This window comes from Actinoplanes sp. CA-131856 (genome assembly GCF_050956135.1).
GTDB lineage: Bacteria > Actinomycetota > Actinomycetes > Mycobacteriales > Micromonosporaceae > Actinoplanes.
The window spans coordinates 2,283,101-2,305,694 of the sequence record NZ_CP191849.1 but is presented as its reverse complement, the minus strand read 5'-3'; the positions used below and the strand labels follow the sequence as shown (position 1 = coordinate 2,305,694).

At 70.9% G+C, this 22,594-nt stretch carries 19 protein-coding genes; 10 read left to right on the top strand and 9 right to left on the bottom strand.

What is annotated here, in order from left to right; genetic code table 11:
- Window positions 1–2 precede the first annotated feature (2 nt).
- Entirely contained in the window at window positions 3–149 is a 147-nt protein-coding gene (locus tag ACQP2X_RS11085; protein WP_498696127.1) for a hypothetical protein, read from the bottom strand.
- Window positions 150–405: 256 nt separating this feature from the next.
- On the opposite strand from ACQP2X_RS11085, the gene ACQP2X_RS11080 reads away from it, so the two are divergent.
- From ACQP2X_RS11080 to ACQP2X_RS11060, 5 genes are all read left to right on the top strand, one after another.
- On the top strand, window positions 406–1,602 hold the full coding sequence (locus ACQP2X_RS11080) for a cytochrome P450 (RefSeq protein ID WP_498696126.1): 1,197 nt from the start codon (window positions 406–408) through the stop codon (window positions 1,600–1,602).
- The gene (locus ACQP2X_RS11075; protein ID WP_498700917.1) at window positions 1,599–1,793 is read left to right on the top strand and encodes a ferredoxin; all 195 of its coding nucleotides are present in this window, start codon (window positions 1,599–1,601) and stop codon (window positions 1,791–1,793) included. The genes ACQP2X_RS11080 and ACQP2X_RS11075 overlap by 4 nt, the downstream gene beginning before the upstream one ends.
- Window positions 1,794–2,206: 413 nt before the next feature.
- Window positions 2,207–2,527, top strand: coding sequence for a hypothetical protein (locus tag ACQP2X_RS11070; RefSeq protein WP_498696125.1), 321 nt, complete (start codon window positions 2,207–2,209; stop codon window positions 2,525–2,527).
- A 29-nt stretch (window positions 2,528–2,556) separates the two neighbouring features.
- On the top strand, window positions 2,557–4,326 hold the full coding sequence (locus tag ACQP2X_RS11065; protein ID WP_498696124.1) for an NAD-binding protein: 1,770 nt from the start codon (window positions 2,557–2,559) through the stop codon (window positions 4,324–4,326).
- Entirely contained in the window at window positions 4,326–4,922 is a 597-nt protein-coding gene (locus ACQP2X_RS11060; RefSeq protein WP_498696123.1) for a hypothetical protein, read from the top strand. The genes ACQP2X_RS11065 and ACQP2X_RS11060 overlap by 1 nt, the downstream gene beginning before the upstream one ends.
- Here the strand turns inward: ACQP2X_RS11060 and fxsT (ACQP2X_RS11055) are convergent.
- Window positions 4,806–7,655: an FxSxx-COOH system tetratricopeptide repeat protein gene (fxsT, locus tag ACQP2X_RS11055; protein ID WP_498696122.1), complete on the bottom strand. Its 2,850-nt coding sequence runs from the start codon at window positions 7,653–7,655 to the stop codon at window positions 4,806–4,808. The genes ACQP2X_RS11060 and fxsT (ACQP2X_RS11055) overlap by 117 nt on opposite strands.
- 184 nt (window positions 7,656–7,839) lie before the next feature.
- Between fxsT (ACQP2X_RS11055) and ACQP2X_RS11050 the strand changes: the two genes are divergently transcribed.
- From ACQP2X_RS11050 to ACQP2X_RS11035, 4 genes are read left to right on the top strand one after another with little or no spacing between them, the layout of a single operon-like run.
- A complete protein-coding gene (locus ACQP2X_RS11050) occupies window positions 7,840–8,691 on the top strand; it encodes an AAC(3) family N-acetyltransferase (RefSeq protein WP_498696121.1) in 852 nt (283 codons plus the stop codon).
- The gene (locus tag ACQP2X_RS11045) at window positions 8,688–8,885 is read left to right on the top strand and encodes an FxSxx-COOH-like cyclophane-containing RiPP peptide (protein WP_498696120.1); all 198 of its coding nucleotides are present in this window, start codon (window positions 8,688–8,690) and stop codon (window positions 8,883–8,885) included. Before ACQP2X_RS11050 ends, ACQP2X_RS11045 begins: the two co-directional genes overlap by 4 nt.
- 3 nt (window positions 8,886–8,888) lie before the next feature.
- Window positions 8,889–10,037 carry an FxsB family cyclophane-forming radical SAM/SPASM peptide maturase gene (locus ACQP2X_RS11040; protein ID WP_498696119.1) on the top strand — a complete coding sequence of 383 codons (1,149 nt, stop codon included), beginning with the start codon at window positions 8,889–8,891 and terminating at the stop codon, window positions 10,035–10,037.
- Window positions 10,038–11,540: an aKG-HExxH-type peptide beta-hydroxylase gene (locus ACQP2X_RS11035; RefSeq protein ID WP_498696118.1), complete on the top strand. Its 1,503-nt coding sequence runs from the start codon at window positions 10,038–10,040 to the stop codon at window positions 11,538–11,540.
- Here ACQP2X_RS11035 and fxsT (ACQP2X_RS11030) read toward each other — a convergent pair.
- The 5 genes from fxsT (ACQP2X_RS11030) to ACQP2X_RS11010 form a co-directional block, all read right to left on the bottom strand.
- Complete coding sequence (gene fxsT, locus ACQP2X_RS11030) at window positions 11,537–15,451, bottom strand: FxSxx-COOH system tetratricopeptide repeat protein (RefSeq protein ID WP_498696117.1); 3,915 nt, start codon at window positions 15,449–15,451, stop codon at window positions 11,537–11,539. The genes ACQP2X_RS11035 and fxsT (ACQP2X_RS11030) overlap by 4 nt on opposite strands.
- On the bottom strand, window positions 15,448–16,155 hold the full coding sequence (locus ACQP2X_RS11025) for a TIR-like protein FxsC (RefSeq protein WP_498696116.1): 708 nt from the start codon (window positions 16,153–16,155) through the stop codon (window positions 15,448–15,450). Before ACQP2X_RS11025 ends, fxsT (ACQP2X_RS11030) begins: the two co-directional genes overlap by 4 nt.
- Window positions 16,156–16,219: 64 nt before the next feature.
- Complete coding sequence (gene fsxC, locus ACQP2X_RS11020; protein WP_498696115.1) at window positions 16,220–17,362, bottom strand: FxsC protein; 1,143 nt, start codon at window positions 17,360–17,362, stop codon at window positions 16,220–16,222.
- Window positions 17,363–17,691: 329 nt separating this feature from the next.
- The gene (locus tag ACQP2X_RS11015; protein ID WP_498696114.1) at window positions 17,692–19,062 is read right to left on the bottom strand and encodes an FAD-binding oxidoreductase; all 1,371 of its coding nucleotides are present in this window, start codon (window positions 19,060–19,062) and stop codon (window positions 17,692–17,694) included.
- Complete coding sequence (locus ACQP2X_RS11010) at window positions 19,059–19,802, bottom strand: SDR family oxidoreductase (protein WP_498696113.1); 744 nt, start codon at window positions 19,800–19,802, stop codon at window positions 19,059–19,061. Before ACQP2X_RS11010 ends, ACQP2X_RS11015 begins: the two co-directional genes overlap by 4 nt.
- Window positions 19,803–19,840: 38 nt before the next feature.
- Here ACQP2X_RS11010 and ACQP2X_RS11005 point away from each other — a divergent pair, with 38 nt between their 5' ends.
- Entirely contained in the window at window positions 19,841–20,743 is a 903-nt protein-coding gene (locus ACQP2X_RS11005; RefSeq protein WP_498696112.1) for an AraC family transcriptional regulator, read from the top strand.
- A gap of 7 nt (window positions 20,744–20,750) precedes the next feature.
- Here the strand turns inward: ACQP2X_RS11005 and ACQP2X_RS11000 are convergent, their stop codons facing one another.
- Together ACQP2X_RS11000 and ACQP2X_RS10995 are read right to left on the bottom strand one after the other, a co-directional pair.
- On the bottom strand, window positions 20,751–21,662 hold the full coding sequence (locus ACQP2X_RS11000; protein ID WP_498696111.1) for a carbohydrate ABC transporter permease: 912 nt from the start codon (window positions 21,660–21,662) through the stop codon (window positions 20,751–20,753).
- 10 nt (window positions 21,663–21,672) lie between these two features.
- Window positions 21,673–22,578 carry a carbohydrate ABC transporter permease gene (locus tag ACQP2X_RS10995; protein WP_498658326.1) on the bottom strand — a complete coding sequence of 302 codons (906 nt, stop codon included), beginning with the start codon at window positions 22,576–22,578 and terminating at the stop codon, window positions 21,673–21,675.
- Window positions 22,579–22,594: the final 16 nt, after the last annotated feature.

Genomic DNA, 22,594 nt, shown 5'->3' with positions numbered 1-22,594 from the left:
CTTTACCCCTCACGCCATGGTCGTTCCTCGTCTCCGACCCTACGGGGCTCCCGCAGCGCGGCGGCCATCGCGTCCCGCCGCCGAAGGGCGGCCCGCCAGCCGACCACCTCGACCCCGGTGGTCTCGCCCGTCGCGGAGGTCGCCCGCACGGCTGACCTCGCTGCTCACCTCGGCGCCGCCGCTCACCGCGTCGCCCGGCCCGAAGTCCTTACGGCGCTTCGATCGCCATCCGCCGAGGCGCCGGGCCATCACCCGCCATCGCGGCTCCCACACCACCCGCACACCCCACCGCGTCCCGCCGGGCGCGGTGACCTCCACAGTTCGCACGGCTTCCATTTCCTCGTATCGATCAAAGTAAATGTCGCGTAGGGTCGTCGCCGGAAGTTCTCACGGGGAGGTACCGAAATGTCACTGCCTGCTATGCCGATGCCGGCCGAGGACGAACGGCCCTTCGACCCACCGCCCGAGTACGCCGAGCTGCGCGCCGGCCGCCGCATGATCCGGGTGGCCTGCCCGACCGGCCTGGACGCCTGGCTGGTCTCCGACTACGCCGGGGTGCGGGAGGTGCTCGGCGACGGCCGCCGCTTCTCGACCCGGCCCGGCCTGGCCGCGCACGTGCTCGCCTCGTACGCCGAGGACGGCCCGATCGACAACTTCACCCGCATGGACGGCCCGGAGCACGTCCGCATCCGGCGCAACTTCGCCCCGCAGGTGACGCACGCCCGCCGGCTGGCCGAGCTGCGCCCGATGGTCGAGCGGATCACCGACGAGGCGATCACCCGCATGCTCGCGTCGCCCCAGCCCTACCCGCTGCACAGCCAGTTCTCCACGGAGATCACCACCTCGGTGATCGCCGAACTGATCGGCGTGCCGCGCGAACAGCGGCACCTGCTGCACGAGGCCGCGATGGCCCTGTTCGACACGTCGACCAAGGCCGACCAGCTGCGCGAGGCGCTGACCCCGCTCTACACCTATCTGTACGAGGCGGTCGCCACCCGCCGCGCCCAGCCCGGCGACGATGTGCTCAGCCGCATGATCGAGCACAGCGCCGACAGCGACCGGCCGCTGACCGACACCGAGCTCACCGAGATGAACGCGGCCCTGCTGATCGCCGGCTTCGACACGACAGCCTCCATGATCACGTACGGCCTGCTCGCCCTCATGAACATGCCCGGCGCATGGGAGAAGCTGGTCGCGGACCCGGCGTCGGCCGCGTCGGCCACCGAGGAGTTGGTGCGCTATCTGGCGGTCGGCACGGGCCTGCTGCGCCAGGCCACAGAGGACACGGTGCTGAACGGCGAACAGCTGAAAGCCGGCGACTACGTGGTGGTGGCCGTCCAGTCGGCCGACCGCGACCCGGCCCTGCACCCCGACGGCGACACCTTCGACATCACCCGCAAGCCGGGCGCCCACCTGGGCTTCGGCCACGGCGCCCACGCCTGCGTGGGCCAGCAGATCGCCCGCATGGAACTGACCACGGTCCTGCGGGCCCTGGCAACCCGGGTGCCGGCCTTACGCGTGGCGGTCCCGCTGGAGGAGATCGTCTGGAAGAAGGACTCGGTGGTCCGGGGCCCGGCCGAGCTCCCGGTGGCGTGGACATGAAGGTAGCCGTCGAACGCGACGCCTGCATCGGCGCCGGCAATTGCGCGATGACCGCCCCCACGGTCTTCGACCAGGACCCGGAAGAGGCCGTCGTCATCCTCCTGACCGACTCCCCACCAGAGTCCGACCGCGACCTGATCCAACAGGCCGTCGACCGCTGCCCGGCCGCCGTGATCCGCCTGCTGGCCTGAGACGCACGGCCAGGGCCCCATCGGTGTCCGCGCAAGGGCCACCGACGCCCGGGGGCGGATAATCGCTCGCCGGCGTCGATACGTTGGAGCCGTGAGCTACGGAACGTACGAGCGGAAAGTGCGCGATCCCTCGCTGGCCCACGGTCAGCGGTTCAACGCCCTCGTCGGCTGCGTCGAGCGCTACTGCCCTCTCGGTTTCCAGGCCACGTTCGGCTACCTCGAGCATGTGGCGGGCAATCTTCGCCATGACGAGGCCGCCCTGCTGCGGGCCATGGACGCGCTGTCGTCCAGCCGCGGCCTCTGGCTGATCGAGTCCGCCCGGTACGCGCGGCAGCGGCGGGCCGAGAAGCGTCTAGGGCGGCGCATCCCGCCGGCGCAGGAGCCCGGCCTCGGCTCGCACCCTTGGTACGGCGATGAACGGAACGCCGCGCTCTACGCGCTCGGGTTCCTGCTCGTCCCCGCGGAGCGAACCGCGCGAGGGCGAGCGCCGGCGATCGACGTGGGTGGCCCGGCTCGCCTCGGCGCTCCTGGAGCGCGGACACCTGCGCGACGCCGAGATCGACGGGTTCCGACTCCTGCGCAGCAAGCTCCGTCATCTTCGCCGGAGCTCCGGTTGGCCCAGTGTCGACTGGCCGAACTGGCATCGGGCCAACGACTCCCTGTTCGCCCTGCGCCTGATGGAGTACGCCCAGGCCGGCGATCAGGCGAGGACCGGTCGTGCCCACTTTAGGTAGCCGGGTGATGACACAATGAAGTAATGGCTGTGGCGAACGTCGATAGATCCGCCTCCAGCGGCCTGGGGCGCCACACCGCGGCAGCCGTGCGGTTGTCGTTCGTGGCGCTCGCCTTCGCGGCCCTCATTCTGGGCTACATCGGCCTCGACCGGTACTTCGTCGAGCAGCAACTGCCGGGACGCACCTTTCTCAACATCGCCTACTTCGATCTTCAGCTCTTCGTGCTCGGCGCCGATCCACTCCAGGAAGCCACCGCACCCCTGCCGGCGACGCTGCAGATCGCCCGCTTCGCCGCACCCGCCGTGACCCTGTTCGCGCTGGCCGAGGCGGCCCGGCTGCTCTTGTCGGCCGAGTTCGGCCGCCTCCGGGCCCGCAGCTCCCGCGGGCACGCCATCGTCTGCGGCGACTCGACAGCGGCGGCGGCCCTGGCGCGTAACCTCGCGACGGCGCAGCGCCGGACCGTGCTCATCCGCACCCAGCCGGCCGGCCCCCTGGCCTCGCGCCGCGAGCACCTGCTGAGTGTCACCGGCGACGCCTCCGACCCGGACATCCTCCGTGGAGCCGGCGCGGCCCACGCCGGGGTGATCTACGCATGCACCGACGACAGCGCCACCAATGTGGCCATCGCGGCCGCGGCCGGGCGGGTGCTGGACGATCACGCGACGGTGTACGCGCAGATCCACGATCCGGAGCGGGCCGTCGCGTTGCAGGCCCGCCGGCTGGGCGTCGACGCCGCCCCCGGCCTCCGCCTCGACTTCTTCAACCTGGACCAGCTCGCGGTGCAGGTGCTGCTGGCCGAGCGGCCGCTGGAGCCGGTCGGCGGCCGGGCTCCGAGGCTCCTGATCGCGGGCGACGCGCCGTTCGCCCGCGCGCTGCTCGTCTCGCTGGCCCGGGACTGGCGACTACGGCGCACCGGCACCGACATGCGCATCGTGGTCGACTTCGTCCGGCCCGGGGCGGGCACGGCCCTGGCCGCGCTGCGCAGCCGGTACACCATCCTGGACGACGCGTGCGCCATCACGGCCCACGACTCCGACGTCCCGTCCGTCCTCGCCGAGCGTCCCGACCTGACCTACGACGACGCCTACCTCTGCTACCAGGACGAGGAGTACGGGCTTGATCTGGCGCTGACCGCCTACGAGCTGTGGCATCGTGTCGCCGGAACCGTGCTGGTCCCGGTCGACCGGCTGGCCGGGCTGACCGACGCCTTCGGCGACGAGTACGGTCACCGGCTGCTCGACCAGGTCCACGGGAAGATCAAACTGTTCCCGAAGCACGCCGCGGCCTGCGATCCCGCGCTCATCGCGGAAGACCTCGTGGAACGCCTGGCCCGCCTGATCCACGAGCGCTATCTCATCGCCTGCCGCGAGCTTCCCGACGAGCCCACCGACCCGGCCGCCCTCGTCGAGTGGGGACGGCTCGACGAGGAGCGCCGTGCCTCGAACCGGTCCCAGGCGGACTCGATCGGCATCAAGCTCAGCGCCATCGACTGCACTATCGTGGCCCGCAGCGGCCCCGGCGACTTCGCACTGACCTGGGACGAGGTGGAGTTGCTGGCGCAGTCCGAGCAGGACCGCTGGGTACGGGAGGCCCGCGCGGCCGGCTGGCGCTACGGCCCGGCCCGCGACGCGCGGGCGAAACTGACGCCGTACCTGCTCGACTGGGCGGACCTGCCCGACGAGCGCCGCGAGAAGAACCGAGCCGCGGTCCGTGACCTGCCGGCCGTCCTCGCCGACGCGGGCTTCCAGGTGGTACGGATCGACGGGCCTCAACCGGTCCGCAGAGCACACTTGGTGTGATGGGCGACAACGTGCTCCGCGTCGGGGTGACCGGCCACATCAGGTTGACCCGCGAGTCGAGCCGCCCGATCTACCTGGCCCTGAGGCGATATCTGCGCGACCAGCTCCGCGTCTACGACAACGTGCACGGCGTCACCTGCCTCGCCGACGGCGCCGACAGCCTGTTCGCCCGGGCCGTCCGCGACCTCGGCGGCACGCTCGAGGTGATCCTGCCCGGCCCGCCCGGCAACCGCCGCCGCACCCGGCGCCTGCTCAGACGAGCCGACCGGGTCTCGCGGGTCGGCACCGGCCCGGCCCCGGAGGCCCGCTACGCGGAGGCGAGCGAACGCATGCTGGCCGGCTGCGAGGTCGTGGTGGCGGTCTGGGACGGCACCGAGGCCGGCGGACGGGGCGGCACCGCGCACACCGTGGCCCGGGCCCGTGAGCTGGGCAAGCGGGTGGACGTGATCTGGCCGCCCGGGGCCCGCCGCCTGGGGCCGCTACGTGGGCGGCGGCTCGATGTCGCATTCGAGCCGCTTCCCGTCGAGCGCGGCCCGCACGTCGGGGTGCTCGGCCCCCAGCAGCCCGGCCAGCCGGCCGACCGCCTCCCGCCGTGACGCGCCCTGATCGAGGGCCAGGTTGGCGGCGCACACCCAGGTCTCCGGATGCTCGTCACCCCGTGTCCGCCGCAGTCCCGCCAGCGTCGCCTCCCCCAGCTCGACGGCGTCCTTCTCGAGGTGGTGGTGCGCCAGGTCGTTGGCCAGCCCGATCGCCGTGACCAGCGTGTGGGGATGATCGGGCCCCAGCGTCCGCTCCGTCTGCTCGTAAGTCAGCGAATCGATGTTGTACGCCTCCCGCCACTGGCCCAAAGCCCGGAGGACGACGGCCAGGTTCGCCGAGGCGGCGAGCGTCAGCGGATTCTGCGGGCCGAACAGCCGCCGGTAGCGGTCGAACGCCTCGGTCGCCAGTCGCCGGGCCCCGAGCGCGTCCCCGACGGCCCGCAGGGTGTTCGCATAGGTCATGATCGACGCCAGGGTGAGGTGGTGATCGGGCCCGTACTGGCTCTGACAGGTCCGGTAGTCGTCGGCCGATCTCTGCAGGGCCTCGCTGATCCGCCCCGACTTCCGCAGCCCGACGACGACCGCCCGCCGGGCCAGGGCGATGTCGCCGGGATTCCGCCGCGACATGTGCGGCAGCTGGAGATCGACCGCCGCACGGAACCGGGCCAGGCCGACGAGATCCCAGGCCTGGTTGCGGACGGCGACGCGCGTGCGCTCGTTCTCCGCCCCGACGCTCCGGCGCAGCGTCTGGACCAGATCCTCGTCGAGCTTCAGGGCCGCGCCCGGGTCGCCGAGCAACCGCAGGTTGATGGTGAGGTTGCCGACCGCGTCGGTCGTCCGTGTGTCCTGCGGACCGTGCAGCCGGCGGAGCACCTCGGCCGTGCGCCGATCCTCCTCCAGAGCCTGCCGGTACTCCCCCGCGAGCCGCAGGTAGAAGGCGAGGACCCGGGCCGTCGCGAGGGTGTCGGGATGGTCGGGGCCGAACTCGCGGCTGGCCCGCAGGACCGCCAGCAGCTCGACGATCATGCGGCGCGACTCGTCGTACGAGCCGAGCGATCGCAACGCGTTCGCCAGATGGCGGACGGCCCGGACGGTGAGCGTGTGCTCCGGGCCGAGCCCGCCCGCAGCCGGATCGGCCCGCCACGCCTCGACGGCGGAACGGCCCAGCTCGGCCGAGGCCTCGAAGTCGCCGATCCGTTCCAGATAGCGGATCTGATCGAGGACGGCCGCCCGCGCGGTGATGTCGGCCGAGTGCACGGCATCGGACGCGATCAGATGCGGGCCGATCTCGCCGTGCTGCGTCCAGGTGCGGGAGTCGTCGGGATCCCGCGGATCGGCCGCGGCCAGGAGACGATGGACGTCGAGCCGGCGGGCGGCGGCGTCCTGCTCGCTGAGGCCGTCGCGCACCATCAGCTGCACCAGCCGGTGCATCTGGAGCTGTTCGCCGTCGCCGCCCAGCTGGACGAGACCGTATCGGCCCAGATGCTCCGCCTGCTTGCGCAGATCGTCGGTGCGGTAGAGCACCCGGCCCAGCGGAAGCGTCACATCGGCGTCCCGGCCCCGGTGCAACAAAGAGAGCGACACCGGCAGCGGCGCCATGAACGCCAGGACCTCCAGCAACTGGGCCGCCGCGACGGACTCCGCCCGCAGCCGCCCGGCCGCGACGCTCACGAACGTGGTCACCGTCGTGGTGCGCGACCCCGGCCGGAGCCCCGCCGCCAGCAACTCCTCCAGGTGCTCGGCGAACAAGCGCAGGTATTCCGCCAGCGGCATGCCGGTCGCCGCCTGCATCGCGCAGACCTGGTCGACGGCGAGCGGGAGGTCACCGAGCTGACCGGCCAGCGTGTCGCAATCGTCGGCGGGGGCGGTGACACCCCATTCGCGCATGAAGGCGATGCTCTCCGGCCGGGAGAAGACGCCCACGCTGAACGGGGTGCCCGCGGCCGACGCCCAGGCGTAGTTGCGTGACGTGATGATCACCTGGCCCCCGACCGCGGGAACGAGGGCGACCAGTTCGGCCGGCTGGTCGGCGTTGTCGTAGATGAGCAGCCAGCGCAGGGCGCTCTCCTCGAGCGCGGTGAGCACGTCACGGACGGTCTGCCGCATGTCGTTGGCCGGGATGAGCCCGAGCTGGTCACCGAGGGCGGCCAGGGCCGCGATCGCCTGCGAGGGCTGCTCGGCCGGCACCCACCAGAGCACGTCGTACTCGGCCGCCCACCGGGCGACGTACTGCAACGCCAGCTGGGTCTTGCCCACACCGCCGAGCCCGACCAGCGAGAGCGGCATCCGGGCCGGGCCGGTGAGCACCGCCCTGATCTGCGCGAGCAGCTCCTGCCGGCCGGTGAAGTGGAGGGCCGGGCCGGGCACGTTGTTCACCATCGCGCCGGAGGAGACCGGCGGGGCGGCCGGCGGCGGAACCGGCCGGCGCGGCTCGACGAAGTCGTTGCGCACACGGGCCGGCAGGTTCGTCGCGGGACCGTCGTCCGCCGCCAGCCAGAGCTGGTGGAAGCGGCGGATCTCCTGATCGGCGTCGTGCCCGGTCACCGACCACTCGGCGAGCTGCCGGACGACACACTCGACCTTGACCCATTTCGGCAGGCCGCTTCCGCGCAGCATGGCGCCGATCGTCTCGTGGCTGACGGTGTCGGGCATGTCCTCCCGGCCCCGGATCGCCGCGCTGATGCGGCGCGCGCCCGGCTTCCCGGCCGCGCGGTGGAGCCCGTGCAGGGCGCGGAGAAGATCACCCAGCGGGCCGTCGCCGACGATGCCCGGCTCAGGTGCCCTCGCCACAATCAGACTCCCCGTTCGCCGGCCCGGATGCCAAGAACTGTCAAGTTGTGCCAGACGCTGAAAGTCCATTGGAAGGCCAGATGCCAATAGTCGTCAACTTGTGCGGCGAGATGACAGAACCGGGCTCCGCGACCGCCGGGTAAACGACGATTAAGGCATCAGTTCCGGTGCGGAAGGAGTATTGATGATCGCTCCCGGCACACCGCTGAGGACACGTGATTCACTCACGCGCGAATTCACGTCCCTGGGTGCCCGGACCGGCGACGTCCTGCTGGTTCACAGCTCGCTGCGGGCCATCGGCTGGGTGTGCGGCGGCACCACCGCGGTGGTCCAGGCCCTGCTCGACGCGGTCGGTCCAGGGGGGACGGTCGTGGTGCCGGCGCAGACGCCGGACAACCGTGATCCCGCGCGGTGGTCGCACGAAGCGGTCCCGTCCGAGTGGTGGGACACGATCCGTGAACACCTTCCGGCTTTCGATCCGCGCCTGACACCCAGCGCCGGCATGGGCGCCGTCGCCGAGCGGGTCCGGACGTGGCCGGGCGCCCACCGGAGCGGGCATCCGCTGACCTCGTTCGCCGCCGCCGGGCCGGCCGCGGAGGCGCTGATGGCCCGGCACGACCTCGCATCGCTGCTCGGCGACGGCTCGCCCCTGGCCGCGCTGGAACGCGCCGGCGCAAAGGTGCTGCTCCTTGGCGTCGGTTTCGAGAAATGCACCGCATTCCACCTCGCGGAGTCGCGCCGGGGGCACCCATCGGTCGTACAACTGACGGCCGTCATGCACACCGGAAACGGACGCGAGTGGGTACCATACGAAACGATCGGGCTCGATGATCACGATTTCGGTGATCTGGGAGCCGACTACGAGGCCGCGTACGATAAGAACGACTCTCTACGCCGAGGGATGGTCGGTGCGGCGGCGAGTCGCCTTTTCCCCATTCGCGAAGCGGTGCGTTTCGCGGAAAGCTGGTTGGCCCACCGGCGACCCGTGTGCCCGAATCCCCGTCCCGGCACGGGCGACGAAAGCGAGAAACGATGACGCCACCTCCCGCCCCCTCCATCGAGACCGGACTCGTCCGCGTGGCCGACATGACGCTCGACGAGCTCCTCGCCTTGAGGAAGCGCGGTGACACCGCTCTGGATCACTGCCTGCGCCGGGTGGTGGAGCGCGCCTCGTCCGGAGAGCCGGACAGCGTGGCCGCCTTCAACGCCGCGCCCCTGCGGCGCTCCTGACCCATGGTGGCCGTCGGCCTGGCCCCGCCGTTCCAGCAGTTCATCGTCAAGGTCCACAGCCGGTGCAACCTGTCCTGCGACTACTGCTACGTCTATCACCACGTCGATCAGAGCTGGCGTGACCGTCCGATGGTGATGAGCGAGCGGACCGTCGAGGCGCTCGCCGGCCGGATCGGGCAGCATGCGGCCACGCACGCCCTGGAGAAGATCTTCGTCGTGCTCCACGGTGGCGAGCCGCTGCTCGCCGGCCCCGCCGTCATCGAGAACGTCATCACGTCGGTCCGCGCCCGCGTACCCTCCACGACCGAGGTCGACGTGTCGCTGCAGACCAACGGCACCCTGATCGACGACGAGTTCCTCGGCCTCTTCGATCGGCACCGGGTCGCCGTGGGCGTCAGCGTCGACGGCGGCCGCGAGGCCCACGACCGACATCGGCGGTACGCCGACGGGCGCCCCAGCTTCGACCTCGTGCGGCGGGGCCTGGAGAGGCTGAAGGCACACGATGCCGTCTGGACCGGCCTGCTCCTGACCATCGACCTCGAGAACGACCCGGTCCAGGCGTACGAAGACCTGGTGGCACTCGGCCCACCGAGCATCGACCTGCTGCTTCCCCTGGCCAACTGGGTGCACCCGCCGCCACACCACGATCCGGCGTCGACGCCGTACGCGTCGTGGCTCATCCGGGTCTTCGACCGATGGTTCGACGCGCCGGTCCGCGAGACCGGCATCCGGCTGTTCGAGTCGATCGTCATGCTGCTCCTCGGCGGCGCCAGCGACACCGAGGCGATCGGGCTGAACGCGCCGCGCGCGATCACCGTCGAGACCGGCGGGAGCCTGGAGGCGACCGACGCGCTCAAGACCACGGCCCCCGGCCTGGGCGCCCTCGGCATGTCCATACACGACCATTCGTTCGACGAGGCCGCCGGCCATCCCGCCGTCCGGGCCACCGGGCGGGGCCTCGCCACCCTGGGCACCGGTTGTCAGATCTGCCCGGTGGTGACGACCTGCGGCGGAGGCCAGTATTCGCACCGTTTCGGGGCGGACGGCGGTTTCGCTCATCCGTCCGTCTACTGCCGCGACCTGTACCGGCTGATCACCCACATCCGGGGCCGCGTGGCCGGCGCGCTCGGCGAGCGCGGAAGGCAGCGCTGAATGCGCCGCTACGTCCTCACCGGCGACCAGTTCCGCAGCCTGGCCGAGGGCGGCGGCTCACCGGGCGCCATCGCGGTGCTGACCGAGGCGCAGCTCTCCGCGCGCCGGCTCCGCCTGCTCGCCGTCGCCGAGAGGTGGGACTCCCTTCCGGTGCCGCTGCGCGACGCGCTCCAGCTCGTGATGGAGACCGAGAAGGCGTCGCCCGCGGCCGGGCTCGAGCTGCTGCGCTACCCGTTCCTGAGCGCCTGGTTCCGCTCGGTGGTGCCTGTCCTCGACGGCCGGGCCGCGGAACAGCTGGGGTCGCTGGCCGCCGCCACCGCTGTCTCCGCCGGCGTTCCCTTCGAGCTCACCGTCGACTGCTCGGGACGAGACCTGCACCTGCCACGCGTCGGCACAGCGACCGGGATCGGGCCGGCCCCGGTGCCGATCCGGTTCGACGGCGCCACGCTGACCATCGGGAGCGCGCTCAAGCTGGTGAGGCCGTGGGACGAGCCGCGCCCCGGCTGGCGTCCCGCGCACCACGTGCGCCTCCCTGGGCACACGCTGGAGATCATCGACGCCGACGCCCTGCGGGACCGCTTTCCGGTGCCTCCCCTCGCTCCCCTCCCCGCCCCCGCCACGGCCCGCCTGGACGGCCTGGTGCGGGACGCCTGGCAGATCCTGGAGGAGGACCAACCGGAGCACTCGGCGGGCATGCGGATCGCCCTACGGGCCCTGGTGCCGCTGCGCACCCCGGACGACGCGGCCCAGGTGAGCGCCTCGGTCCGGGGCTGCTTCGGCGCCATCGGGATCTCGGTGCCGAACGACCCGCTGACCCTCGCCGAGCTGCTGGTGCACGAATTTCAGCACGAGAAACTCGGCGCCCTGCTCGATCTCGTCGACCTCGGCCCCGAGGGCGGCCCGGCGCGCTACCACGCTCCGTGGCGTCCGGACCCGAGGCCGGTGGACGCTCTCGTGCAAGGCGTCTATGCCTTCACCGGCGTGGCCGGGTTCTGGCGCTCCTGCCGATCGCGGGCGGAAGACGCCGGCCGCCGCTACCTCACCTGGCGCGAGCATGTGGGCTACGCCCTCGGCCAGCTGCTCGACGGGGGTGAGCTCACCCCGGCCGGCGATCGCTTCCTCCGCGCCCTGGACGGCACCCTCGCCGCCTGGCGACGGGAGGACGCGACGCCGCCGTCGGTGCGGCTCGAGACCCTCACGGCCCAGGTGTCGTGGCGGCTGGCCCACTATCGCCCCCGCCCGGCCGACGTCGAACACCTCGTGCGCGCCTGGTCCGCGGCCGAGGCGCCGCCCGCCTGCGGGCCGCCCGTGGTCACGGCCGACGCCGCGGACGGTGATCGCGAATGGGCCGAGGCCATCGTCGCTCTGTGCGCGACAACGGCCGACCGGACGGTCGCCGCTGAGCGGCCCGACCTGCTGAGGGCCGTCGTCGAGCGGCTCGACGCCGAGTCAGGACGACCCGATCTGACGGCCCTCCACCGCTGGCTGAGCGCCGGCGGCTAGATCGGGAAGGGCGCGATGTCCTGGTCGACGCGCTGCCACTCGCGGGCCGCGATCGTCCGGGGATGGCTGGAGCCCAGGGCGCTCTCGAACGTCTTGAGCGCCTCGTCCCGGTTGCGGCTCGCGGCGCCCGGGTCGGCCTCACGGTGGCTCACCGCCCAGTTGAGCATGGCCACCCCCACGGTCGGGTGGGAATCTTTGAAGACCCGGCGTGCCCGCTGGAGGACGTCGGCGTCGGTCTCCTGGGCCAGGTGGCGCGTTCCGTCCACGAACTGCGCGTTGGCCAGGGTGATCATCGCGGCCAGGGTGTAGGGGTGACCGGGACGGAAGACGTCGTCGAGGACCGCGAAGGTCCGCTCGGCCAGCGTCAGCGCGTTCGGCGCGTCGCCCGCCAGCCGCCGGAAGATGGCCAGATCGTTCCCGGCCGCCGTGGTGTCGGGGTGCTGCTCGCCCCGGGTGGCCCGGAAATCGGCGTAGACCTCCTCGGCGATCTCGCGGGCTTCCTTGACCCGGCCCTGCGCCCAGCGCACGTCCGCCTGCTCCAGGCGGCCGGCGAGGGTCACCCGGTTGTAGCGGCCGAGCACCTCGGTGGCCCGCCGGACCATGTCGTCGATGACCTCGGCGGCCTTCGCCACCTCGTTCAGGCGGCGCAGAGCAACCGAGTAGATGTTGGCGATGCGCAGAGTACGCAGATGACCTTCTCCGTGATCCGAACGCGTCGCTTCGTACGCCTCCTCCAGGAGATTTCGCGCCGGGACGAGGTCGCCCAATTCGATCAGATCTGCTCCCAGGTTCGCCTGCGAGTTCACGGTCGCAAGCGCGCGAGGCCCGAGAGTTTCACGGCGACGGCGAAGGGTGTCACGATCCCGCTCGGCCGCCTCGTCGAACCCTCCGACGAACCGCAGCGAGGTACCTAGATTGCTGGCCGCGTTCAGGGTGTCGAAGTGATTGTCGCCGTAAGCGTCACGAAATCCCTTGAGGGTCTGCTCGTCGAGACTGACCGCCTTCTCGTACTCGCCACGGGCCCGGAGATCCGCGCCGAAGATCATGGCGGTCGACAACGTGTACGGATCATTGTCGCCGGCGACCCGCCGGAGGCGTTCGAGGCTGTCGGCGTTCATGTCGTAGGCCTCGGCCTCATGACCTTGCTCCCGCAGGACGAGAGCAAGGGTGCGCTTGATCCGCAGCACCCACAGATCGTCGGCCCCGAAGCGGGGCAGCCACTCCTTCAGGGCCGCCTCGGCGAGCTCTCGGGATCCTTCGAGGTCGCCGCGCACGTAAAGGTAACGCGACATGTCGATGACGAGCTGCCGCGTCTCGGGCTGGTCGGAGGTCAGCGCGCCACTGGGCTCCAGGTGCGGGCGGATGGCCTCGTAGGCCTCGCGGTTCTCGAGGTTGTCCGGGTTGCCCCGGTCCGCTTCTGCCAGCACGCTCTGGATTTCCCTCCTGCGCTCGTCCTGGTCGGAAGGGGACAACCGCGACCGGACGATATCCTGAGTGAGCCGATGCACCACGATGCCACGCCTTCCCGGAGCCGGTTTCCCTTCGTTCGTGCCTGCGTCCACCCTGGCGAGCCCGAGACGGCCGATGTCCTGGATGAGCGATCCGTGACGAGCCGGGTCGTACATCCGCGGGTCGATCGGGGCGAGCAGCGCGGTCAGTTGTTTGTTGCTAATCATGCGATAAGGGATGACTTCGGGCGCCATAAATGCGAGAAGTTCGATGAGGCGGGTGGCGGCCGGGCTGGTCTGACTGAGCCGCTCGTAGGCCACGCCGACGGTGGAGGCCACGGTCTGGTTGTAGGCGGCGGGCGCGCTCTCGCCCATCGCCTCGGCGGCGCCGCGGTCGAGCAGGTCGAGGTAGTCCGACACCGACATGGCCGTGCTGCCCAGCCAGCCGCCGGCCTGTTCGAGCGCCAGCGGCAGGTCGCCCAGGCGACCGGCGAGCTGGTCCGCGTCGGCCGGGCCCAGGTTTTCCACCCGGCGGCCGAGCAGCTCGATGCTCTCGGCCCGTTTGAACACGCCGACGTCGACCGCGTCGAGCTCGTTCGCCCACTGCGGGTTGCGTGAGGTCACCAGCACGTGGCCCGGGCCGGACGGGATGAGGCCCTCGAGGTCGGCCGGTGAGTCCGCGTTGTCGAGCACCACCAGCCACCGGCGCACCGGGACGGCACGCCGCAACGCGTCCATGACCGCGATGACCTGCTCCTCGACGGTGCCGCCGGGCAGGGACAGCTTCGTCGCGATCTCGGCCAGGCCGATCCGGACCCGGCTCGGCTGTGTGGCCGAGATCCACCAGATGCCGTCGTAGCTGGCCGCGAACCGGTAGACGTACTCCAGGGCGGTCTGAGTCTTGCCGACACCGGGCAGGCCGGTCAGCGCCAGCCGGGCGCCGCTCGGCTCGCTGCCGAGCAGGCGGTTGCGGATGTCCTCGATGACGCCGCCCCGGCCCGAGAAGCGCGGGTTGCGGGTGAGGCTGACCTGGAAGTGTGGCGGCAGGTCGGCCGGGTAGCGCACCTCGCCCGCCTCCACCCCGCCGCCGGACAGCGGGGCCGCGTCGAGGGCCAGGACCGCCGACACCGATTCGAGCACGCGGTCCTCGCTGGTGCCCATGGCGTCGACCAGCATCCGCGGCGGGACCCGGCCGTCCAGCGGCGTCGCGTCGACCCGGAGCACCGCGAGCAGGTTCTCGTCGTTCTGGGCGGTGCGGTCGCGGACGGTCCGCAGGAGCCGCAGGCCACCCTCACGGGCGATCAGGTCGCGGGAGAAGATCACGACCAGGTGGTCGAGCGCGTCCAGGTCGGGCACGGACTCGCGGATGCTCTGCAGGATGACCCGGTGCGCGGTGCCGCGCAGCCGGTCGCTGAGCCACTCGGCCCAGATCCGGTCGAGCGGCGCGTACGCCACCACGATCGTGCGCTTCGGCTGCGGGACGGACTGCTCGAAGGCGCGCAGGACCCGGTTGCGGTCGGCTTCCGGGATGACCACCGCCCGGCACTCCTGGCCGGCGATCCGGGACGCCAGGTTCGTGTACGGGCTGAGCAGCGGCCCGTTGAGGCGGGGCATGTCGCCGAAGACGGCCAGGATCTCCTCGTACGCGTAGTACGGGATGTACGGGACCTCGACGCTGTTCCAGTACTCGTCGGCGGGCTGACCGCCCAGGAAGCCGAGATAGGGCTCGAAGCTGCGCCGCGAGAACACCCGGCCCCGCTCGAGTTTCGCCATCTCGCCGTCCTCGATGCGGGTCGGCAGGGGCAGCACGGTGATGTCGGACGCGTGCTTGAGGATCGACGCGGTGATCGCCACCGCGCCGTTGACACTCTGCGTGTTCAGCGTGAAGCAGTTGACCACCGTGTCCGGCAGATGCACCGTGCAGATGCCGCCCGTGTCACTCGTGCCGGTGCGGCTGTCGATCAGCACGAAGTCGTAGTTGCGGGCCATGTCCTCCCGCAGCGCGTCCAGGAGCCGCGGCCCCTGGTGCAGCCGCCAGAACGAGTCCCAGTCGAACGTGCTGACCGCCTCGGTATATCCCAGGTCCTGCCGGCCGGCGGGCACGAAGTCGAGCAGGCCGCCGCGCGGGAACTCCCACTCCAGCGAGGCCGCGTACTCGTGGATCTGGACCGTGGCCCGCGCCGGGTCGAGCGTGTCCTCGAGCCGGAAGTTGAACTCGGTGTGCTTGCGGATGAGGTCGAGGATGCCCTCGGAGTTGCGGAGGTTCTTGTCCCGCAGGAACGGGTGGAAGTAGCGGTGCAGGCCCGGCGACTCGAGGTCCCAGTCGATGGCCAGCACCTTGTACCCGTTCATGGCGAGCAGCCACGCGACGTTGGCCAGCGCCATCGTGCGCCCCGTGCCGCCCTTGTAGCTGTAGAAGGTGATGATCCGGCCGGCCGGGCCGCTGTCGGCGCTGACACTCATCGGGGGTCCTCGGGGAGATTGGTGTTGAGGATGGGACGGTCGACACGGGACGACCGGCGGTTGCTGGCGGAGGCCTTCACGTCGCGGGCCCCGTTCGGGGTCCGTGCCTCGGGAACGGTGGGGAACGCGGAGGTGATGTCGTCGAACTGCGGCCGGCCCGGTGCCGGGGCCAGCGGCGCGGCCTCACCGAGCTCGAACACCCGCTGGGCCAGCTTCTGCACGAAAGCCTTGTAGTCGTCCGCGTACCGGCCCTCACGGATCAGGGCGCGCAGTTTGACCTCGTCGTACTTGACGCCGAAGTCCCTGTCCTTGAACTGGTACGGCTGGGCGATCGGCGGCGGCGTCATCGGCACCCACAGCAGAGGAATGATCAGCGAGTTGTCCGCGCCGGGCCGGCGAGCACGGGCGAGCCGCGCCGAGAACACGGCCCATTCCTTGCCGCAGGCCGCGCTCCGGAAGTAGCCGGGGCTCATGATCGGGATGAGGACCTGAGCCGTGCTGAGATTGTCGACGAGCGACTCGGACCAGCGCTGGCCGAGCTTGAGCAGGGCGTCGCAGAAGCCGGCGGTCTCGGCCCGGCTGCCGGCGAACATGAGCACGTCGTGGTTCAGATCGCGGTAGAACCGGTCGACGTGGTGATCATCCTCGCCGGAATCGTGCGCATAGCTGATGAAGAAGAACGGCGGCGTGACTGACGATCCCACGTGCCTTCTCCCGAGGACGATTGATCGTGAGTAATCGATCACTCAGTGTACTTTCCCTGCGCCATCACGGGCCACGGAGGATGGGTCGCTCGACCACCGGGCCGCCGGTCTCGACCGGCTCGGCTCCACTGCGGAACAGCCGGTTGCGGGCCTCCTCGAGGACGCCGGCCAGGTCGGCGTCGAACGCCTCGGCCGTGCCGAGATCGCTGTGCAGATGGGCCTGCGCCTGCTGCCAGCTCTCCCGGAAGGTCCTGCGCAGTCCGAAGCGGAGCTCGGCCAGGTTGTCCATCGACTCCCGGTCGGACCGGCTGGCGGGAACCAGCACGACGGTGTCGCCCAGCCCGCGGCGATCGATCTCGGCGAGGATGTGCCGGTAGGCGTCGAGCTGGGTGATCCACCAGTCGCAGAGGATGACGACGATCTCGTGGGCGGCGCGGGCGCTCTCGATGCGGTCGAGGACGTCGTCGAGCGCCGCCACCTCGCCCCGCAGTGCCTGATCGGCCGCCAGCAGGCGGGCCCGGCTGGCCAGCGACCCCGGCACGTCCGGCCGGTAGGGCGCCCAGTCGCGGGCCTCGGCGCCGTAATAGGACAGGTCGTCGCGGACCTCGTCCATCTCCTGACGGGAGGCGGCCGCGATGACGATGTGCACTCGAAGATCCACTATGGACGCCGAGAAGATGTTGGGCACCGTGGCGAAATCAGTGACGGGCTCGCTGGACGGGGCCGGAGCGGCCTCGCCGGCGGCGACGACCCGGCGCGCGAGCTCGCCGAGAAAGGCGTCGTATTCGGATCTGAGGCCACGCAGGCGAACCAGTTGCCGCAGCCCTCGGGACGGGCCCTCGGGCGCGACCAGCGGGACACCCAGGAACTCCGGCATCGACGCGTCGGCCGACCACGCGACCGGGATGATCGCCGCACGGTCGTCGCCCGCCTTGAACCGGCTCGTGAAGATCTCCCACTGCCGGCCGCAGGTCGCGTTGCGGAAGTACCGCGGCGAGGCGAGAGCGACGAAGACGTCGCACGAGGCGAGACGCAACAGCATGTCGGCCGGGAGAGCGGTGTCCCGGTTGCCGACCGTGCCCAGGAAGGACAGGTCGGCGCCGTGGTCGGAGCTCAGGGCCGAGACCCGGCCGCGGAGATCGTCGAAGAACTGCCGAACATACGGATCGTCGTCGCCGGCGGCCGAACTCAGGAAGAAATTCGGCACTATAGACCCCCGGCTTCCTGACGACGCCTGGACCGCCCCAGCGTAACGACAACTGCACGCAGCGCGAAAGAGCGGCTTGAGCCGCGCTCGGTCATCGTGAGCCCTCTTTCGCCGGTCACCGGATCGACAAGCGTGGCGGGTGGAGAATCGCCAGCGCCACCCCTCGGCGACCCCGGTCGGCCGACGGACCCGACCAGGCTAGTGGCAGCGCCACCGGGACTCAATCGTGAAATTTTCACACCCCCGAGAGTTCCTCAGCGGCGCAAGCCTCACCTGGCCCTATAGATCCTCTTCGGACCGGCGCGTCCCCCGACCGAAGGACGCCGGGGTCAGCCGATGACCTTGCCCGGGTTGAAGATGTTCAATGGATCCAGGGTCTGTTTGATGGCCACTTGCATGGCCAGGACCGCCGGGGAGAGCTCCTGCCGCATGCCGGCGCGCTTCAGCAGGCCCACGCCGTGTTCGCCGGTCACCGTGCCGCCCATGTCGATGGCGGCGGTGAGCATGTCCTCGAAGGCGGCCTGGGCGGCCCGCCGGGCCGGCTCGTCGCCGGCCGGGGCCAGGATCAGCGGGTGCAGGTTGCCGTCGCCGGCGTGGGCGATCGTCGCGATGGTGGCGCCGTGGCGCGCGGCGATCTCCTCGATGGCGGCCAGCATGTCGGGGACCCGGGAACGGGGCACGCACACGTCCTCGGTCAGCACCGGGCTCAGCCGCTCCAGCGCCGGATAGGCCAGGCGGCGGGCCGCGAACAAGGCCTCGGCCTCGATCTCGTCAGTGGACTGTTCGGCCCACAGCGCTCCGGCGTCCCGGAAGACCGCGGCCACCTCGGCCGCCTCCTCGTCGCCGGCCGCGCCCGGGCTGTCCAGTTGGGCCAGCAGCAGGGCGGCCGCGTCGGACGACAGGCCCAGGTGCTTCCACTCCTCCACCGCTCGCAGGCACGTGCGGTCCAGCAGTTCCAGCGCCGCGGGCAGCAGGCCGGCCCTGGTCAACGCGGCCACCGCCGCGCCCGCCGCCACCACGCTGTCGAACGCGCCGACCACCGTGCGCGGGGCCTCGCGGCGGGCCGGGCGCAGGCGCAGCGTGATCTCGGTGATCACGCCGAAGGTGCCCTCGGAGCCGGTGAACAGGGCGGTCAGGTCATATCCGCTGACGCCCTTGGTGGTGCGGCGCCCCAGGCGTACGACAGTGCCGTAGGCCCCCGCCGGACCGCCCACCACCGCCTCCAGCCCGAGCACGTAGTCGCGCGTGACGCCGTATTTGAGGCAGCAGAGCCCGCCCGCGTTCGTGGCGACGTTGCCGCCGATGGTGGACCAGGGTACGCTGGCCGGATCCGGCGGATACCACAGGCCGTGCGCCGCCACCGCTTTCTTCAGGTCGTCGTTGACGACGCCCGGCTGCACCGTCGCCGTCATGTTCTCGGCGTCGATCTCGATGATCCGGTTCATCTTCGACAGGTCGACGATCATGGCGCCGTCGACCGCGTTGGCGCCGCCGGACAGGCCGGTACCGGCGCCGCGCGCGACGATCGGGATGCCTCGTTCGGCGCAGGCCGCCACGACCCGGCGTACATCATCTGTGGTCCTGGGCCGAACGGCCGCGGCCGGCCTGCCGTAGGGCGCCCACTCCGCGTCGTCGTGGGCCAGGCTCTCCAGCACGTCCGCGTCGTCGACGACGTCGAGGCCGCTCAGCAGGTCTTTCACCCTCGCGACCTTACGCGCCCGATCACCTCCTCGCTCTCGGCCCACAACGCGGCCCGCCGGCCGTCACGGACTCTCGCGGGCACGGTCAGCGGGCGCGCCGACGGCCCGTAGAAGCCAGAGGCAGACCGAGGACCGATTGCCAGTTGTACGGGTCCACGCGCGGCCGATTCCGGCGAGGCGCCGATCCGCTGTTGAAGGGCGTCCATCATCCACCGCAGCCCGGCCGGCACACCGGTCGCGTCGCGGAACACCCGCGTCGCCACCAGGCCCGGGAAGACGCAGGCCACCGAGAGTGACGGGTGCCGGGCCGCCAGCTCCACCGCGTACAGGTCGTTGGCGAACTGGGTCCGCCCGGCGACGCTCAGCCCCCGGGTGGGGTTCGCACGCGTGTCCCGATAGCGACCCGCGTTGGCCACCAGCACCACCCGCCCGTCCGGCGGCAGCAGCGGAAGCAGCCGGTCGATCAGCAGGAAGCGGGACAGATAGTTCAGCACGTACGCCCGTTCCAGCCCCTCGGCCGTCGTCACCGCGCGCATCGTGAACACTCCGGCGCAGCAGACGATCGCGTCGAGCCGGTCGCGGCCGGCGGCGACCTCGGCGGCCGCCTCGGCGGCGGACGACAGCAGGGAGAGGTCGGCCCGGATGTGGCCGTGCCGGCCGATCGTCAGAGCCCGCTCCCCCAGCTGCGCGGCCACCGCGCCGCCGATCCCGGTCGAGCCTGTCACCAGTATCTTCGTCATGCCTCGACGCTAGGAACGGCCGGGGCGACAATCCATGTGTGCCCATCCCGCCGACCACATCGGACGTCCTGGGCACGGTGCTGCGCGAGATCCGCTTCACCAGCGCCGCCTATCGCTGGATCGAGATGAACGGCCCGTTCCGGCTCGTCTTCGACCGGCCGGGACTGCGCGGCGTCCACCTGATCACCGCCGGGCGCTGCGATCTGTCACTGGCCGGCGAGGTCATCCCGCTCGGCGAGGGCGACACGGTCATCCTGCCCAGGGGCGACGATCATGAGCTGGTGTACGGCTTGGCGCCGGCCACCTCGGGCTTCGAGCTCGCGGCACGGGCCGACGGGGTGCGTCTCCGGCACGGCACCGAGGGGCCGTCGACCACGATCGTCTGCGGGGCGTTCGTCGCGGGCGAGCCCGGCCATCCGGCGCTGAGCGGACTGCCCCGGGTGATCCTGGTGCCGGCGGCCGAGAGCCGGTGGCTGGCGCCCTATGTCGAGGCGTTGCGGCAGGAGGCGTTCGAGGCCGGGCCGGGCAGCGACGTCGTCATGGCCCGGCTGTCCGACGCGATGATCGCGCGGGCGATCCGCCGGCACGGCGCGGTCACCGATCATCCGGGCTGGCTGGCCGGGTTGCGCGACCCGCATCTGGCGGCGGCGCTCGGCGCGATGCACGGCGAGCCGGGGCGGCCGTGGACGCTCGCGTCGCTGGCGGCCACGGCACGGCTGTCCCGGACGGCGTTCGCCGGGCGGTTCTCGGCCGCCGTGGGTGAGCCGCCCGTCCACTATCTGCGGGCGCTGCGCCTGCACAAGGCGCGGCTCCTGCTGCGGGACGAGCGGCTCACGGTGGCCGCGGTGGCGGCCCGGGTCGGCTACTCCTCGGAGTTCGCGTTCGCGGCGGCGTTCCGGCGCGCGTACGGCGTACCCCCGGGGGTCTGGCGTTCTACTTGACGGCGCCCTATTTGACAGCGCCGGCGGTCAGACCGGCCTGGATCTGCCGCTGGAAGATCGCGTAGACGATGATCATGGGCAGGATGGAGAGGACCAGCGCCGCGAACAGCGTCGACCACTCCGCGTGATAACCGGCCGAGGTGCTGATGTTCGCAATGCCCTGTGTCAGCAGATATTTCGACTCGGCGCCCGGGCCCGTCATGATCACGACTGGCAGCAGGTACTGGTTCCACTGACCCACGATGTTGAAGATCGTGATGCTGACCAGGCCGGACTTCGCCATCGGCATCATGATCTGGAAGAACTTGCGGGTGTGCGAGGCGCCGTCGACCGTGGCCGCCTCCTCGATCTCGTACGGCAGGGTCTTGAAGAACGCCGCGAGGAAGAAGACGGTGAACGGCAGTGAATAGGCGATGTAGACCAGGACCAGGCCGGTGTACGACCCCAGCAGCCCCATGCTCTTGAGGATGTAGAACAGCGGGGCCAGCGCCATGAAGGTCGGGAAGGCCAGACCCGAGACGAACAGGTAGTAGATGAACCGGTTGCCCCAGAAGCGGTAGCGCGCGAGCACGTAGGCCGCCATCGAGCCGAACAGCATCGTGCCGGCCGTGCTGATGATCACGACGATGACGCTGTTGAGGAAGTAGCGCCCGATGTGCGCCTCGCCCCAGGCGTCGAAGTACGTCTGGAACGAGAAGTGCTCGGGCAGCGCGAACGGCTTGCCCAGGAAGATCTCGGTGTTGCTCTTGAAGGAGGCGAGCAGCACCCAGATCAGCGGGCCGGCCGTCACCAGCGCCCAGGCGAACAGGGCGATGTGGGCGAGGCCGGTGAAGGCGTTGACGTCGCGCTTCTTGTCGGGCTTGCGGCCGGCGCTCTTCGTCTCGGTGATCACCGGCGGGGCTTCGGTAAGGTTCGTCATCTCGTCCGCCTCAGGCTTCGACGGAATCGCGGCGGGTGACCCTCAGGGTCAGCGCGGCGAAGGTCAGGGTCAGGAAGAAAAGGACCACGCCCAGCGCGGAGGCGTAGCCGGCCTGCGAGAATTCGAAGGCGTTGCGGTAGATCATCAAGCTGAGCACCGAGGACGCGCCGTTCGGTCCGCCTCGATCCACGGTCATGATGTTGACCAGGGCGAAGGCGTCGAACGCGGCGATGCCCAGATAGACCCAGGCGACCTGCACGGTGTTCCACAGCAGCGGGATCGTGATCCGGAAGAACAGGGTGATGCGGGTGGCGCCGTCGAGCGCGGCCGCCTCGTAGATCTCGGCCGGGATCGAGCCCATGCCGGCCGAGAAGAGCACGACGTAGAAGCCGACCGCCTGCCAGATCAGCACGATCAGGATGCAGAGCATCGCGTACCGCTCGTCGGCCAGGAACAGCCAGGGCTTCCAGTCGGCCGGGAACAGGCCGTTGAGCATGCCGCTCTTGTCCGGCCCGAAGACCCGGCCGAAGATCACCGCGACGATGGCCAGGGCCAGCAGCTGCGGGAAGAAGAAGATGACCCGGTAGACCTTCGATCCCCACACGCCGCGGGTGGCGCCGCCCTTGTGGCCGCCGCCGACGTTGAGCAGGAACGAGAAGACCAGGGCCAGGATGATCGTGACGATCGGCAGCAGGATGAGCAGGAAGATGTTGTGCCGGATCGACTTCCAGAACAGCTCGTCGTGCCAGAGCTTCGTGAAGTTGTCGAAGCCGACGTACTCGATCGGGCCGAGACCCGACCAGTTGCTCAACGACAACTGGAAGGTCTGGATGTACGCCGCCACCACAAAGGTGCAGTAGAGCGCCACCGGCACGATAAGGAAGCCGATGATGAAGGGATACTTACCGCGTCGCATGGCGCTCTACCGTCCT

What these genes read in the sequence shown, in the direction of transcription:
- ACQP2X_RS11045 (WP_498696120.1), top strand. Translation starts at nt 8,688, where the DNA reads ATGACGCCACCTCCCGCCCCCTCCATCGAGACCGGACTCGTCCGCGTG.
- ACQP2X_RS11050 (WP_498696121.1), top strand. Translation starts at nt 7,840, where the DNA reads ATGATCGCTCCCGGCACACCGCTGAGGACACGTGATTCACTCACGCGC.
- ACQP2X_RS11080 (WP_498696126.1), top strand. Translation starts at nt 406, where the DNA reads ATGTCACTGCCTGCTATGCCGATGCCGGCCGAGGACGAACGGCCCTTC.
- ACQP2X_RS11010 (WP_498696113.1), bottom strand. Translation starts at nt 19,802, where the DNA reads ATGACGAAGATACTGGTGACAGGCTCGACCGGGATCGGCGGCGCGGTG.
- ACQP2X_RS11035 (WP_498696118.1), top strand. Translation starts at nt 10,038, where the DNA reads ATGCGCCGCTACGTCCTCACCGGCGACCAGTTCCGCAGCCTGGCCGAG.
- ACQP2X_RS11060 (WP_498696123.1), top strand. Translation starts at nt 4,326, where the DNA reads ATGGGCGACAACGTGCTCCGCGTCGGGGTGACCGGCCACATCAGGTTG.
- fxsT (WP_498696117.1), bottom strand. Translation starts at nt 15,451, where the DNA reads ATGAGTGTCAGCGCCGACAGCGGCCCGGCCGGCCGGATCATCACCTTC.
- ACQP2X_RS11075 (WP_498700917.1), top strand. Translation starts at nt 1,599, where the DNA reads ATGAAGGTAGCCGTCGAACGCGACGCCTGCATCGGCGCCGGCAATTGC.
- ACQP2X_RS11070 (WP_498696125.1), top strand. Translation starts at nt 2,207, where the DNA reads ATGAACGGAACGCCGCGCTCTACGCGCTCGGGTTCCTGCTCGTCCCCG.
- ACQP2X_RS11040 (WP_498696119.1), top strand. Translation starts at nt 8,889, where the DNA reads ATGGTGGCCGTCGGCCTGGCCCCGCCGTTCCAGCAGTTCATCGTCAAG.
- ACQP2X_RS11000 (WP_498696111.1), bottom strand. Translation starts at nt 21,662, where the DNA reads ATGACGAACCTTACCGAAGCCCCGCCGGTGATCACCGAGACGAAGAGC.
- ACQP2X_RS10995 (WP_498658326.1), bottom strand. Translation starts at nt 22,578, where the DNA reads ATGCGACGCGGTAAGTATCCCTTCATCATCGGCTTCCTTATCGTGCCG.